General features: G+C 66.7%; 16 protein-coding genes. 8 read left to right on the top strand and 8 right to left on the bottom strand.

Going from position 1 to position 13,285, the window contains the following annotated elements; translation table 11 throughout:
• The first annotated feature begins 322 nt into the window (after positions 1-322).
• The 8 genes from R2APBS1_RS09530 to R2APBS1_RS09495 all read left to right on the top strand — a co-directional run bounded on the left by R2APBS1_RS09530 (position 323) and on the right by R2APBS1_RS09495 (position 8,927).
• Positions 323-1,477, top strand: a complete 1,155-nt coding sequence (locus tag R2APBS1_RS09530; protein WP_157769725.1) for a ParA family protein — start codon at positions 323-325, stop codon at positions 1,475-1,477.
• Positions 1,477-2,502: a ParB/RepB/Spo0J family partition protein gene (locus R2APBS1_RS09525; protein ID WP_015447797.1), complete on the top strand. Its 1,026-nt coding sequence runs from the start codon at positions 1,477-1,479 to the stop codon at positions 2,500-2,502. Before R2APBS1_RS09530 ends, R2APBS1_RS09525 begins: the two co-directional genes overlap by 1 nt.
• Before the next feature lie 1,049 nt (positions 2,503-3,551).
• Entirely contained in the window at positions 3,552-4,742 is a 1,191-nt protein-coding gene (locus R2APBS1_RS09520) for a hypothetical protein (RefSeq protein WP_015447796.1), read from the top strand.
• 327 nt (positions 4,743-5,069) lie between these two features.
• The gene (locus R2APBS1_RS09515) at positions 5,070-5,555 is read left to right on the top strand and encodes a hypothetical protein (RefSeq protein ID WP_015447795.1); all 486 of its coding nucleotides are present in this window, start codon (positions 5,070-5,072) and stop codon (positions 5,553-5,555) included.
• Positions 5,556-5,739: 184 nt separating this feature from the next.
• Positions 5,740-6,045, top strand: coding sequence for a hypothetical protein (locus tag R2APBS1_RS09510; protein ID WP_157769724.1), 306 nt, complete (start codon positions 5,740-5,742; stop codon positions 6,043-6,045).
• 63 nt (positions 6,046-6,108) lie between these two features.
• Complete coding sequence (locus tag R2APBS1_RS19330; RefSeq protein WP_015447793.1) at positions 6,109-7,107, top strand: S1/P1 nuclease; 999 nt, start codon at positions 6,109-6,111, stop codon at positions 7,105-7,107.
• The gene (locus R2APBS1_RS09500) at positions 7,097-7,684 is read left to right on the top strand and encodes a hypothetical protein (protein ID WP_015447792.1); all 588 of its coding nucleotides are present in this window, start codon (positions 7,097-7,099) and stop codon (positions 7,682-7,684) included. The genes R2APBS1_RS19330 and R2APBS1_RS09500 overlap by 11 nt, the downstream gene beginning before the upstream one ends.
• A gap of 49 nt (positions 7,685-7,733) precedes the next feature.
• Entirely contained in the window at positions 7,734-8,927 is a 1,194-nt protein-coding gene (locus R2APBS1_RS09495) for a hypothetical protein (RefSeq protein WP_157769723.1), read from the top strand.
• Positions 8,928-9,044: 117 nt separating this feature from the next.
• On the opposite strand, the gene csrA is transcribed toward R2APBS1_RS09495, so the two are convergent.
• From csrA to R2APBS1_RS09455, 8 genes are all read right to left on the bottom strand, one after another.
• Positions 9,045-9,209, bottom strand: coding sequence for a carbon storage regulator CsrA (gene csrA, locus R2APBS1_RS09490; protein ID WP_015447790.1), 165 nt, complete (start codon positions 9,207-9,209; stop codon positions 9,045-9,047).
• Positions 9,210-9,255: 46 nt separating this feature from the next.
• Positions 9,256-9,627, bottom strand: coding sequence for a hypothetical protein (locus R2APBS1_RS09485; protein WP_015447789.1), 372 nt, complete (start codon positions 9,625-9,627; stop codon positions 9,256-9,258).
• A 101-nt stretch (positions 9,628-9,728) separates the two neighbouring features.
• Positions 9,729-10,211 carry a DUF1643 domain-containing protein gene (locus tag R2APBS1_RS09480; protein ID WP_015447788.1) on the bottom strand — a complete coding sequence of 161 codons (483 nt, stop codon included), beginning with the start codon at positions 10,209-10,211 and terminating at the stop codon, positions 9,729-9,731.
• Positions 10,208-10,849, bottom strand: a complete 642-nt coding sequence (locus tag R2APBS1_RS19325) for a hypothetical protein (protein ID WP_015447787.1) — start codon at positions 10,847-10,849, stop codon at positions 10,208-10,210. The genes R2APBS1_RS09480 and R2APBS1_RS19325 overlap by 4 nt, the downstream gene beginning before the upstream one ends.
• Positions 10,850-10,884: 35 nt before the next feature.
• Entirely contained in the window at positions 10,885-11,868 is a 984-nt protein-coding gene (locus R2APBS1_RS19320) for a hypothetical protein (RefSeq protein WP_015447786.1), read from the bottom strand.
• A complete protein-coding gene (locus R2APBS1_RS09465) occupies positions 11,865-12,293 on the bottom strand; it encodes a hypothetical protein (protein WP_041676731.1) in 429 nt (142 codons plus the stop codon). Before R2APBS1_RS09465 ends, R2APBS1_RS19320 begins: the two co-directional genes overlap by 4 nt.
• On the bottom strand, positions 12,290-12,892 hold the full coding sequence (locus R2APBS1_RS19315) for a VRR-NUC domain-containing protein (protein ID WP_157769722.1): 603 nt from the start codon (positions 12,890-12,892) through the stop codon (positions 12,290-12,292). Before R2APBS1_RS19315 ends, R2APBS1_RS09465 begins: the two co-directional genes overlap by 4 nt.
• Positions 12,889-13,281 (bottom strand): DUF5983 family protein, encoded by a 393-nt coding sequence (locus R2APBS1_RS09455; RefSeq protein WP_157769721.1) that lies wholly within the window; start codon positions 13,279-13,281, stop codon positions 12,889-12,891. The genes R2APBS1_RS19315 and R2APBS1_RS09455 overlap by 4 nt, the downstream gene beginning before the upstream one ends.
• Positions 13,282-13,285 lie beyond the last annotated feature (4 nt).

Here is a 13,285-nt window from a genome sequence, read left to right as displayed (position 1 = left end):
CCTTACAGTAACGTCACAATGCCGGCACCGCGCCCGCCTGCCTGGTGGGGCGATGTCGAGCGAAGCTCAGGGGATGCAGTTGGATCGGGTTTCGCATCGTTTTATGGTCGCACGTCGAAAACAGTGCGAGCGGAAAACCGCTCGCGATGAAAAGGCGTTGCAAACCTATCCGCGTGTTCGTACTATCCGGGCAAACTGACCGGAGAAGTGGGCAATGGGCCGTGATGCGTCGCCAACGTTTGTGAGCCTCGCCGCAGGCACCAAGGACTTCCTCCGCTGGGCCAGTCACGGCCAGGGTCGCTTGGCCGCGCTGCAGGCCGCAATGAACGAACCCCTGGAAGCGCGTCAGATGCGCCTCTTCCGGCAGAAGGAGGTTCTGGAGCTGTCGGGCCTCAAGCCGCACCACTGGCGCACGTGGGTGGCGTCCCACCGGGCCGGCGAAGTCGGCGAGGTTCGCCTCACGATCGAGGAAGTGCACCAGTTCATGGAAGCATTCAAGGTCAGGCCGTCTAAGCCGGCCGGCGCCAAGACGCTGCGCCTGGTCATCGCGCAGTTGAAGGGTGGCGCGGGCAAGACCATGACCACGCTGCACCTGGCGCACAACCTTGCCTGCCGCGGGTACCGCGTGCTGCTGATCGACGGCGACCCTCAGGGAACGTTGACGACACTCTGCGGGTGGCGGTCGGAGGCCGTCCGGCCCGAGCAGACCATGGCGGCCGTTTTCGAACGCATTGACTCGCCGGAGCTCATCGAAGAGATGCCGGTGCAGCCGCAAAAGACCCATATCGACGGCCTGGACTTCATTCCGGCCTCGCTGGAGATGATCGGCAGCGACTTCCTGGTCGCCTCCGCCTTCATGTCCTCGCCGGCCAGCGCGCGGCGCTTTTACACGTTCATCGACGAGGACCTCAAGCGCATTGAGGGAGCCTACGACCTGGTCCTGATTGACACCTCGCCGTCCTTCAGCTTCACCGCGCTCGCGATGATGTGGGCGGCCGACGGCCTGCTGGTGCCGATGCCGCCGAACCTCCCCGACTACCGGGCGACGTTGGACTTCTCGCAGATGATGGGCGAGAACGTCGCCAAGCTGGAGAAGGCGGCCAACATCACGAAGACGTGGGATCCGGTGATCTTCGCCCACGTCCGCTCGGACCTGACCCAGACCACTGCCCTAGTGCGCAGCCTGAGTGCCGACACCTTTGGCACCCATCGGGTCGAGGAGTCCGTGCCCAGCTCGAGTGCCTTCGTCAACGCCGCCTCGCGTTTCCGTTCCGTCTACGAAGTGACGGGCGCCGAGGTTGACGCAAGGTCGTCTCGCCGCGCCAGGGAGGCCTACGACGCCCTCGCCCAACGTGTGCTGCAGTCGGTGGGCAGCGTGTGGGCACGCCAAGTGGCCGAGGGCCAGAAGCGGCCGGTGGTGGACTCCGAACCGGCGGCCGAACCAACTGAATCAGCATCCCTGGTCGGGGTGGCGTGATGTCGTCCAAGCGCCGCAGCCTCCTGGACATCGGTCTGGACGTGATGGCCTCCGACAGCGCCGCGCAGGACGCACGCGCGCCAGCGGCAGCACCCTCCGCTCCCGTCCCCGAGGCCTCCGCGCGCTCCTTCGTCGGGAAAATGCTCGAGGGGCGCCAGACGACGCTGGAGGCCCAGGCGGCCGAAGCGACTTCGCTCAGGGAGAAGGTAGCCTCCCTCGAGGGCAAGATTCGTGAGGGCGAACTGGTGGTGAAGGTCGACGCCCGGCGCGTCCGGCCGAGCCCGTACGCCGATCGGCATCAGCGGGCCTTCATGGACGCCGAGTTCGACACGCTGTGCGACGAGATTCGCGAAGCCGGGCGGAACACGGAGCCGGCGGTCCTTCGCCCTGTTTCCGGCGAGCCCGACTTCGACTTCGAGATCGCCAGCGGCCACCGCCGCCACGCGGCGTGCCTGCGGCTGGGTTTCCCGCTCTACGCGATCGTTCGAACAATGTCCGTGCTGGACCTGCTGCGGCAGATGCACGCGGAGAACTCCGGCCGGGTCAACCTCTCCGCCTTCGAGCGTGGTCGCCAGTACGCCATGCTTCTTCGCAGCGGCGACTACAGCTCGGGCCGCGACTTGGCCGCGAAGCTTATGGTGGCGCAGACGAATGTGGTGCGTCTGCTCAAGTACGGCGAGCTCTCGGACGATCTGATCGCCGCGTTCGTGGATCCACGGGAGATCCGCTTCCACTGGATCGAGGCGATGCTGGCGGCCCAGGCCAAGGAGCCCGAACGGGTCGCCGCGGTTTGCCGGGAGCTGGCCGCCTCCCCCGAGCCAAAGGCTGGCGAGGTCTTCCGGCGCATCACGCGCTCCACGCCGCGGACCAAGGTCATTTCCGATGGCGAGCAGGTGCTCGGCCGGATCCGCACGATCAACGGCTGTCCGGCGGTCGTGCTGTTCAAGAGTGCGCCAGACGCGTTGGTCATGGAGATCAGCGACGTCGTCAAGCGGTGGGCAGCGGAACATGGGGGGAAGTCGTGACAACACCACCGCCCTTCCCCCGCCGGCTCCGCCGCGCAGCAGTCAGAGGCCCAGGACTTCCTGGGCCTTTTCTTTTGGTGGACAGATCGGGTCTAAGCGGATTGCGGGAGACCGGCCAGCCTGACCCCGGGGTGGCGGTCTATCCAGCCCCGTCAGGCGCAATCGCCACTGGCGCCGAGAGACCGATGGCGGCGAGCCCGTGCTCACTCCAGCCCGACGGCGGCGAACCAACTGAATCGCGTGCCAGGCGCCCTGCCCGGTCGCGCCCCGCGGGGACGGCGTTCCATGGCGCGAACCAACTGAATCACCCGATCGCTCGTGCCTGCCATGGAAGCACCCCTGAACCCGTCGCGGTCCGCGCCAACGCCGCAAACCCTGATGTCCGGCGGCGGCGGACTGTGGTGGGCGGGGTCGTCATCAAGGGACCGGCCCCGGCACGAGGTCGGCTGAACCAACTGACTCACCGGGCCGCGCCAAACGCCGGGACGCGATGTGCCTGCGCGGCTGGCCTGGTACCGAACCAACTGACTCAGCGCGCCGACGGAGCCACGAGCAATGCCGCGTCGGCGCGGGACACGGGCCGGGTGACCCAACTGGCTCACCGGGCGCCGACCGCGCGCATAGGCGCCGACTTCGCACCCTGCCGATGGGTAGCTGTCAGCGGGGTCCGATCGAGCCCACCGCAGGGCACATCAAGCGACCCCGACGGGACGCTGCCGGCGTCCGTTCACCCTGGCTGCGGTCGGTGCTCCCGTCACGCGCGCCGGATCTCTGCGCCGGCACCACCGCCACAGCTTGGCCGTGAACCAACTGGTTCACGGCATCCCGTTCATTCCAAGCCGGAGTTCGCCATGACCTAAGGACGCCGCGACACCACAACGCGCGTACCCAGAAACGAAAAACCCCCCAGCGGCAACTGGAGGGCTTTCGTGGAGGCGGCACCCAGGGAACTCGGAGTACGAGTACCGACCCGCGACAGGCGGAAACGTACTCCGAACCACCCGGACCGTCAACCGGTGCGCTTTGCCTGCAATCCTGAGGAGAGCACCATGATGCCGTCCACATTCGGGCGCGAGCCCGTGCACCCGATTCACCTGACTCGCTACGACGCCGAAGATCAATCAGCGCCGGACGTTCCCACCGCTGCCGACCAGCTCGCGTCGGTTCTTGAGCGCCTTGTGGGCGCCAATCTCAGCGCCAGCGCCATGCGCGTCGGCCTGGATACGCTCGCGCGCCTTCTCAGGCAGCGGCGAACCAATGAGGCAGTTCCTGCTCAGTGGATGGCCGACCGGCTCGGCCTCCACCGAAACGCTGTCGGGCTCGCCTATGGCAGTCTCGTTGACGCCGGCGTGTTTCGAAGGATCCCTGTGGCTGAACGCGGTGCCCCAACCCGGACCGCCGCAGCAGGGCCGGCGCTGATGCTTCTGGCAGCGGTGCGAGCCGCCAGCATCAGCAGGGCAGACCCAGCTGGGCAGACGATGGCCTCGAGCTGCGGTGAACCAACTGAATCACATCACCGCTGGCGCGGCGTCCGACCGGCGGCCAAGAAGCTCAAACAACCGCCACCGACGACACCTGCGGCAAATGATGCGCCTCGCACCGAGAGCGAAACGCTCACCACCAGGTCCGGCAAAGAAGCCCACGGCATCGACAAAACTGCGGGGCAGGGGAGCACCGACGCCGAACCGACCGCCACGGTCATCGAAACGGCCCAGGCCGCGCCAAGGGAAGACCGGCACCTCGACCCACCTTTCCGATTCGATCCAAGCGTCAACGCCAGCATGACGGCCAAAATCGGGAAGGACGCGCTGTACCTGGTCATGCGGCATACGCCCGGCATGCCGTTCCAAGTCGATCCGGCATGGCGTCTCACGGAATCCGAGACTGAACACCTTCTTGCCATGCTCCCGAAACGGGAAAATCGGCCACAGCGCGCCGCAACGCCTCCACAGACGCGCGTCGCTCCGCCAGCCATCGCCAAAGCAGCCATGGCAGCGATTCCGCGGCTCGCGGCAGCGCTCGGCGCCGAGCGTGCCGGGCAGCTGGTCGATGAAATCGCGTACCAGGTGGTCGAGAAGGGCCTCGGCAAGGGTGACCTTGCCGGCGGAGTCAGGGCAGGCGTGGCCATCGCCCTGGCAAAGCGCTGGACCACGCCACGCGGCTTCAGTAACGACTGGAAAGGTGCCGTTGTACGTGGCGCGCAGCAGGAGGAGGGCGATGCCCGCCAAACCGTGCACTAAACCTAGGCTCTTGCTTCGGAACCTATATCTAAAAAACCAACTACCCGCGCGCGCGAGCCGTTTACGTTACGCCGCAGAGGGTTCCTAGTTGGTTGATTGATAAAGGTTTTAACGCTAACAGCTGCGAAGCGATCGTGTTCCACGTGTTCCACGAGGAACCATCCGCCCAGGACATAGACCCATGCACACGGCTGATTTGACGGGCTTTTTTCGGGAAAACCACCGCATCAGCGTATCCGACGTCCTCCACCGACCAATGGCCGTCGCACCTAGACAATGTTCGAAGATCAGACCAAACTCCCACCCGTATCCGACCAAGGTATGACCATGGACCCTCGACCAACCGACGCCAAGCGGCGCAGTTTCTACATCGGGGAACACCTCGCCCGGCTGCTGGCCAGCGGGCGGGTCAGGGCACGAAGTGAATCGGCGCGTCTGGATGATCTCGCAGCGCGCTACGACATCCTGATTCGGGAGCTGTCGCCACGCCGCCTGGAGCTGACGCCAGCGGAGCTGGTGCTGGTGGCGAACATCGTTCGCGAAGAGACCTTGACCGGACCGGACTTGGCCTTGCTCCTTCCCGCCAAGATCCAGCTCCTTGGCACAGACTCGCCAACCATCGCAGGCGTCGACACCAGCGCGTTAGGCTATCGCCTTCGCACCGCGAAGCACGGGGAGGTGTTGGCCTTGATCGACTTGGCTGAAAGGCTGCTCGCCGAGCATCCCGACCCAACACGGGAGGAAGCCGCGGCGTTCCTCGACGCGCTGCGAGCTCCCGTTACGCACCGGAGCCAGAGCGCTGGACACTCCTGAGCACCAGCAGCGTGCGGCAAGTATCCGTTGGTTCGCCGGCGTCACAGCCGACGCCTCGCCCGCTGCACTCGCCCAAACGGCGGGGATGGAGTGTGTCAAGGTCGGACACGATGGCTGGCCCGATGGGCTGCTGGTAGACCACGAGGGCAGGGCGTGGCGGGTCGAGCGCTCTTCCGAAAGCGGTGTGCGCCTGGTCCTGACGGGCCGCGACGACGTCATGGCCGAGCTGCGCCGCCTGTTGGGTGCCTGGGTCCAGGATGTGGACGAAGGTTGCGGACAGCTCGAAGGGCTGGATGTCGACCACGTGACGACGGTCGAACTTCCTGGTGCTCGCCTACGCCTCTCGCTCGCTCAGGCAAAAGCTGTCGCCGTGCTGGCCACGTTGACCTGCGGGGCGTGCGAACACGCAGATCTCGGCGCGGTTATGCGTCGCCTGGAGAAGGGTGGGGCGCTGCTGCGCGCCGACGCCGCTCCGCCACCAGGGCGGTAACGAACGGTTGCCAACGGCGAGCGACGTTCTACGCTTCAGGCAACGAATGAGGAAACCGATACAATGAAGACCCACGTGCTGATCGCCTCCGTGCTGGCTGTCCTGCTCCCGCTGACGCCGACGCCCGCGGCCGCCTGGGGCCGCGAAGGCCACCGCATCGTCGCTGCGATCGCGGACGCCCACCTGAACCCACAGGCCCGGCAAGAAGTCGCGCGCATGCTGAGCGAGATCGAGCCAGGCGCCAGCATGGAATCGGTCGCGGACTGGGCCGACACGGTGCGCACGCGCGGTACCTCGCACTGGCACTTCATGAACTATCCGAAGGGCGATTGCCGTTACCAGCCTCCCGTGGAGTGCGCGGATGGGAACTGCCTGGTGGCCGCGTTCGATCGCGAGCTAGCCGTCTTCCGCGACCACAGCCGGCCGCTGGCCGAACGGGAAGTCGCGCTGAAGTACCTGATCCACCTCGCCGGCGATGCCGAGATGCCGCTCCATGATTGGGCGCCCGACCGCGGTGGGAACGGCTACCAGGTCCAGTTCGACGGCCGCGGCACGAACCTCCACCACGTCTGGGACACCGAGCTGATCCGTCGTTATGCCACAGCGACGCCGGACGGCAAAAGCGAGGAAGCATCGGCAGGCGCTCGACTGGCAGCATTCTTTGGTCGTCGCGACGCTTCGGCCGCCGAGGCCGCCGCACGGCCGCACTACCAGGCCTACACGAAGCAGCTCATCAGCGAGTCGTTTCAGCTTCCCTTCGAGCCAACCACCGACCCGATTGTCTGGACGCAATCGGCCTGCCGGGTGGCGAACCGACCGGGGATTTACCCGGACCGGCGCGTCATCTCCGACGGCTACGTCGACAACTGGCGCCCCACCGTGGAACTGGCCATGATCGAGGCGGGCCTGCAGCTGGCCCAGGTGATCAACGAATCGTATGGCACGCCCCACGACAGCACCCTCGATCGAGGAGCCCCGGCCACCACGCCCAATGAGCGGCGCCTTCGCGATCGGATCGACAAAGTGTTCGACCACAACAGCGGCACGAGCGATGGCTCCTGAAACAGCCCCATCCACCTGGGACGAAGTGACATTCACCTCGTCGCTGCGGGACAACCTCTTCGAGGTTGCTCTGGCACTGCTGCGGGACGGCGGAGTCACCTCCATCGGCCTCGTGCGTCAGCCGAACAACGCCAACGAAGCGGTCCGGTGCCTGATCAATTTCGAGGGTCCGGACATCGAGGAGCGCCTGCGGCGCTTTTCGGCGTTTCGGGGGCGGCAGGATTTCGTTTGGCCGCGGGTCTCGGCCGAGACCTGGACAAGGATCCGGCAACTCTGGGTGAGCGTGGCGTGGATGCGCAAGCCAGTGGCTGATCTGCCGAACGGCGGCCTGGATGCCCATGGACTGCGCTTGAAGGTGGAGGCTCACTGCAAGCTCCATAGCTCGGTGGCCACGGAAACGCGAGCGCTCGAGAAAGCGGCCGCCGCGTGTACGCATCAACATCACGTGCCACGCATGCCGTGGTTGCACGCGATGGCCAGTCAGGCGCCGCGCGGCTACGGCTGCAGCTTCCTGATCACGCCGACGGACATCAAGGAACGCGTGACGCAGCCCGACTCACCCTACTGGTGGGCGTAACTCCAATCACTTTCAAAGCCGAGGCTAGGACGCCAGAATGCAATCCACCATGGAAGCCAATGTCATTCCCCGACTCGCGACGCGCACCTGGGCGGTGCTGCCCTGTCAGCACGAGCGGGCGTTCGGTGCCCCGCTCCTCTACGTGTTCGGGGAAGACGGCGAGCCGATCGAGACGGCAGTATCGCCGGTCGATCGCCTGAATGAGACCGCACCGCACGCGGCCGAGCTGGTGGGTTCCTTCGTCGAGCGCGTCGACCTGTCGGCGATGATTGCGGCAGTGACGGAGGGCATCGAGCCGGGCCTGGCACTCGCCCTGGAAGCATTCATCACGCACAAGCGCCTGCAGCCGCCCCATGGCGAAGCGGTGACGGTGATGGATCCGACGCCAGGGATCTGGAATGCCTTTCGCGGGACCTCGCCCGCCTTCGCGGTCGCGCGCACGCGGAACCATATTGGTGTGCTGGTCCTGCACCGCTCGAGCAACGCCGCGCGACTGGAGGCGGCGTGGATCGACCCCGTGACGTTCCGTGCGGATGCCGCGGCGTTCGTGACCCAGTGCGCAGGGATTGGCCACGATGAGCTCCTGGCTGGCCTGGCGACTGAGGCACCGTCGCTCGCCGTCGCCGGCGTCGAACTGCTGACCCAGGACGGTCGACGCGCGCTCCCCAACGCAGTGCTCGGCGCGATGCTCACCGCCATCGGCGATCGCCTTCCACAACACCATCAGCTTCAAGCGCGCATCGACCGACTACTGGATCGGATCGCAGCTGTGGAAGCACCCGTATCCCGGGACGAGTACCAGCGCTACGCGACCTCACTGGCGTCCATCCGCCAGATTCTGGCCGTGATCGCCGAACGTAGTGCCGTCGACGGCGTACTGGCGCTGGACCGCTACGCCAACTTGCCTAGCTGGGCCGCGATGCTCCAGTCCCTGGTCGAGAATGTCGGTGCGGCTTGTTCCGTCGTTGAGGGTCGAGAGATCGCCCCCGAGGTCGTGCTGGACGCCATCGCGAGCGCGGCCGCGAACGGTGCGAGCGCAGAGGCAGCACAACTGGCGACGCCGGCGGGTCGGCTCGTGGCAGGCATTGCGTGCCTGGCCATGCACTGCGCGGACGTCTCGCTGGTCGATTCCACCATCGCCGGCCGCTTCCGCGTGCTGGCTCAGCTGCTCGGCACCTCAAACTGGGTCCTCGCACGTCCATATGACCACGGCGTGCTCGCCTGCGTCATGGCTGGCTGGTAAGCGGCAGGCCAATCATCCACAGAAATTGTGGATAACTGGTAGAAGACGGTCCGGAGGCGGCGGCTCTGTGCGGCCTGGCACGGAGCGGCGAAAAAATCATCAGCCGGCAGATGCAGCCTATTGGGCGGCGATGCGCTCGTGGATCTCCTCGCGATGGACGGGGATGTCCTTCGGGGCCTCGATACCGATGCGGACCTGGTTGCCGCGCACGCTCAGCACGGTCACCTTGATGTCCTGTCCGATGACGACGGACTCGTTGGCGTGGCGGGTCAGAATCAGCATGGCACTCTCCTTGCGCAGTGACGTCATCGAAGCGACGACGAATCCATTATTCGCCGTGGCGCGCCCGCGGGGTGGCGGCGCGAAGCGCCTTCAAACCGATGTGCGCGGCCCGCTCGCCATGCCGCCTTGGCCCGAGCGGCAAGCGCAAGACGACGCCGACGCCGGTACCGAATCCGTAGGCGGCGACCAGCCCGCACGCCGTGGCGAGGCCGAAGCACGGCCAGGCCAGCGAGCGAATCCACACGCCCGTCGACTCATACCCTGGCAACACGGGCCACCACGCGAGCGAAACACCGGCGAGCACGAAGGCCAGAGCTTCGACCAACCAACCGCACGCCCGCGGCATGAAGGCGATGCCTGTCGCGGCGACGAGGTAGGAGGCGAACCAGGTCAAGGAGAGGAGCGTAGCGGTCGACATGGCGAGTTCCCGAGTGGGGAACTCAACGATTCCATGGAGCGCCGATCGCGCAAGGCCACCGAGGCGCATGCGCAGCGGCCGGCAACGTCCCGCGCCGACGGTCAGCGCCAGTCGATCAGGGCAGTTGCGTAGCCCAGCATCAAAGGATGCACAGGATCACCGGACTGGGTCAGACCGAACACCTTGACCGGCTTCCCGGACGCCCGAAGTCGAAAGGCCAGATCATCGAGCGCCGGCCGCAGCCGCGGCGGGATCTTGGTGCGACGTCCCCAGCAGGGGATGAGAAGGTCGGCGTCGGCAATGATGGAAGCGAGGTGGGCATCGTTTTCCGGACCGACCGGATCGGCGACGTTGGCCAGCTCGGCGACATCGGTGGCGCGGAAGGCGAATGGATTCCCTGCGAGGTAGCGCCTTGCGCCCAGGATGCGGGCGAAGCCTGCCCATCTGCGCGTGGTCGCGTCTTCTGCCTGCGCATCCGCAGTGGACGGATTGATACCGAAGAACGCGATCACGATGCCGATCATCCCGACATCCCGCTCGAGGCGATACCGGTAGCGCCCGCATGGCGAAATGACGGCGGTCACCGAGAGAAATCCGGAAAGAGCAGCGCGTGGAGGCGTTCGTACGTGCGCGGGCAGGGCGTCGTGCCGCCGGTGGCCCAGTCTGCGCACTCCTCATCCATGAGGCCGCACAGCTCATCCCAATGCGCGACCAGCGCCGCCCACGTGGGAGACACACTCGCCATCACGGCCGGGAACCTGGCGGCGACGTCCGGAGCGGCCTCCAGTAGCAGACGGCAGCGCCGGAAGTCGGCCGGGTCTAGCGGAAACTCGCACGGCGTGTCGCCGTGCTGGTGCGTGTAGGGGTGGTCCACGCCGGTGACGCGCTGCAGGATCGTGGCGGATGACGCTCCGTGTTCGCCGGCGAGGAACCAGTCGTTGGCGCCGCGGCTCCAGCCAGGCAAAACGTCGTACGGCGAGGCCAGGCGTTCCCTCCGCAAACGCGCCACGAGCGCATCGACATCCTTCGGCGCGCCGAACGCGAGGGACGCTCCCGTCAGGGACGCCAAGTCGACCGCAAGCACCGTGTCAGCAGGCGTACCCGCAGCCATCTCGGCCACCCTTCTGGCGGGGATGCTGCCAAAAATCAGCGTACAGCCATCGCGCGTCTCGACGCGATATTCCGCCGACCCACCCAGCTGTATGCGCGTCACATCGCTCATGGTCGTCCTCCTGGGAGTGGAGCTTCCACGCGGCATCAGGATCCGCAAGATTCGGTCCCGTCGTCAGGCCAGGCGCGTGCCAGCGCGCGCATCCAGTCATATCGAGTACCAAGCCAACGTGCCACATCAACGAAGGCGGAATCCGGACGGTCATGGTTCGACATGCTGTGCTGGCGCGCCACTCGCGCAAGGTGGGCGGCGTGAAAGGTGGTGAAGGCGTTGGACAGGGCGCCGTGCAGGAAGGGGGAGGGGGTGAAGACGTCCGACATGGCGCCGAGTACGGCCGCGGCACGAAGCGCGATGTCCGCATTCGCGGCCGCCACAGCACCAGGCAGTGGCGCCATCGAGGCAGCCTCTAGAGCGGCTGCGAGCTGCGCCAGGTCATCGGCATCCAGCGGCCGGTGCGAAAGACGCATCTGCGCCCGCGCGAGGAGCCAGGCTTGGTCCTCGGTTGAAAGAGCACGGGACCGACCGACGGCCCATGCGGCCGCTTGGTTCTCCTCCAAGGCGAGGCATCTGACCAGGATAGGGGCGAGCGATTCGCGCGTAAGTGGCAGCCCGCGCGGGCGCCCGTCGATGTCGTACCACCGCAAGTACTCGGGTGTAAGCCCATCGAAGCTGCCGCGCCGAGGCCGGCAGAACAGCGCCGCCTGCTCGCGCGCCCCTAGACCCGCGTGAACGGCCCGAAGGCCGAGCCGGTGCGCGCGCAATGCTCGATCGAACAATCCCTCGGCATTGACCAAAGCCTCGTGGTAGTGCGCCACATCGCCTTCATCCGCCTCGACCGTGTAAAAGACGAACCGAACCCGGCGTAGCGGACGCGGTGCCACCGATTGCCGTCGTGGCATCGCCGGAGTCCCGCGTGAAAGCAGAGGACGCACGTCACGGCGGGACGACGGGCCAATCGACAGCGCGTCGGCCGCCGTCGGCGCCGATGCCAGCAGATCGGCCACCTCGACGGCAGAAGCACCATCGGAGCCGACATCGCCTCCGGGCACCCGCGCCAAATCGGTTGTCATGAGTGGCCCCGATGCAGCATGGCTTCCTCGGCGGCTTCCATGACCGCCAGCATTTCCTCGAAGCTCGGTGGCGCTGCGGTGGGCGAGGAAACCGGGCGAATCGGCGCCTCGCCTTCCTCTGGCGAGGCGCGATTGGCCCGGGCGTGCGCCAACGCCATCGCCGCTACGGTCCTCAGCGCATCCCATCGAGGCGGGCAGCCAAGAAGCGACACCACATCCTCCAGCGCTGCCTGTTCGGAGGCGGCGCCAGGTGCGGGTGCAGCAACAAAGATGGGCACGTCCAACGGAACAAGGCCGCCTGAAGCAACATCGAGCGCCAAGTCAGCCAGCGACACTGGCTCAGCCGGTTCGGCCGTGCATACGATGCCCGTCACCTCGGGTGCAACGTCGAGGAGAACGGGGGGCGGGTTGAAGATCTCGATCACGGGGAAGCGGTCCGAAGGGAAATGGGGGTCTGGCATTTGGAATCGCGGCGGTTGGCTTGCCGCCTGAGGCGCCGCTGCAGATGCTGCAGGGCCAGATACGCCTCGACGCGAGCTACGGCGTCAGGCGGCCACGGCAGGCGCAGGTAGTCGCAGAGCACCTGGCCCGCGGCGACCCCCCCGTGGCAGAGTTCGGCGCGGTAGCCCCGGCGCCGCAGGCGGACCAGGCGTGCCGATTGCTCCTTGCTGGCGCGGCCGCTGTCGATGGGCTTGAGCTCGATCACGAGGCCGTGCTGGCCGGCGATCGGGATCAGTGCCTCAATGTCAGGTACGCCGCGTTTCTGGCCGGCCGCTTTCAGCTTGCCGGCCGTCGCGCGATCACGGCGACCGCCGCTGGACGTCGACCACACATCCTCCAGTTCCTCGGCGGAGGAGGGGTGGATCTCGGCCAGACAAGCCACCAGTGGAAAGAAGCGCACCGGCTCGTGGTACTCGGGCTCTCCGCGGCGATGCGGTTTTGGCACAACGGCCGAGGCAAGACCGCCTCCGGACGCGCCGGCAACCAGCGCGCGATAAGTGGCGACGTCCATGCGCTCGGTCACGACAGCACAACCACGTCGGGCACAAGTGGCGCGTCGTCGTCGATGCGCACATACGCGATCTTCTGGCGCGCCGCGAAGGCAAACAGGTTGGCCAGGCCAGGGCCAAGCGGGGCATTCGGGCCTGTCACCGTCGGGACGTGGAGGAGCCAGCCGTGGTCACAGGCCATGATGAGAAGGAAGGGATCCGGGGGCGCGCCGTCAGCCAACATCGCGCGCTCGCTTTCATCCAGATGCGTGCTGCTCGCCTCGAGCACCGCAACCCACGGCAAACGAAGCAGCCTGCGCGCGCACGCCTGCGCTTCACGCACGCGCTGGAGGTCCACCCGTACGCTGCTGGACGCATCGCGCGGCAGGTGCACGAAGGGAAGCACCGCATCCAGTGCGATCAAGAGT

The organism is Rhodanobacter denitrificans, assembly GCF_000230695.2.
GTDB classification, from domain to species: Bacteria; Pseudomonadota; Gammaproteobacteria; order Xanthomonadales; family Rhodanobacteraceae; genus Rhodanobacter; species Rhodanobacter denitrificans.
This window is presented reverse-complemented; position numbering and strand designations above follow the sequence as displayed.

Bases quoted from the DNA above. Each gene is read 5' to 3' on its own strand.
- R2APBS1_RS09530 (WP_157769725.1), top strand. From the start codon at position 323: ATGAACGAACCCCTGGAAGCGCGTCAGATGCGCCTCTTCCGGCAGAAG.
- R2APBS1_RS09525 (WP_015447797.1), top strand. From the start codon at position 1,477: ATGTCGTCCAAGCGCCGCAGCCTCCTGGACATCGGTCTGGACGTGATG.
- R2APBS1_RS09520 (WP_015447796.1), top strand. From the start codon at position 3,552: ATGATGCCGTCCACATTCGGGCGCGAGCCCGTGCACCCGATTCACCTG.
- R2APBS1_RS09515 (WP_015447795.1), top strand. From the start codon at position 5,070: ATGGACCCTCGACCAACCGACGCCAAGCGGCGCAGTTTCTACATCGGG.
- R2APBS1_RS19330 (WP_015447793.1), top strand. From the start codon at position 6,109: ATGAAGACCCACGTGCTGATCGCCTCCGTGCTGGCTGTCCTGCTCCCG.
- R2APBS1_RS09500 (WP_015447792.1), top strand. From the start codon at position 7,097: ATGGCTCCTGAAACAGCCCCATCCACCTGGGACGAAGTGACATTCACC.
- R2APBS1_RS09495 (WP_157769723.1), top strand. From the start codon at position 7,734: ATGGAAGCCAATGTCATTCCCCGACTCGCGACGCGCACCTGGGCGGTG.
- csrA (WP_015447790.1), bottom strand. From the start codon at position 9,209: ATGCTGATTCTGACCCGCCACGCCAACGAGTCCGTCGTCATCGGACAG.
- R2APBS1_RS09485 (WP_015447789.1), bottom strand. From the start codon at position 9,627: ATGTCGACCGCTACGCTCCTCTCCTTGACCTGGTTCGCCTCCTACCTC.
- R2APBS1_RS19325 (WP_015447787.1), bottom strand. From the start codon at position 10,849: ATGAGCGATGTGACGCGCATACAGCTGGGTGGGTCGGCGGAATATCGC.
- R2APBS1_RS19320 (WP_015447786.1), bottom strand. From the start codon at position 11,868: ATGACAACCGATTTGGCGCGGGTGCCCGGAGGCGATGTCGGCTCCGAT.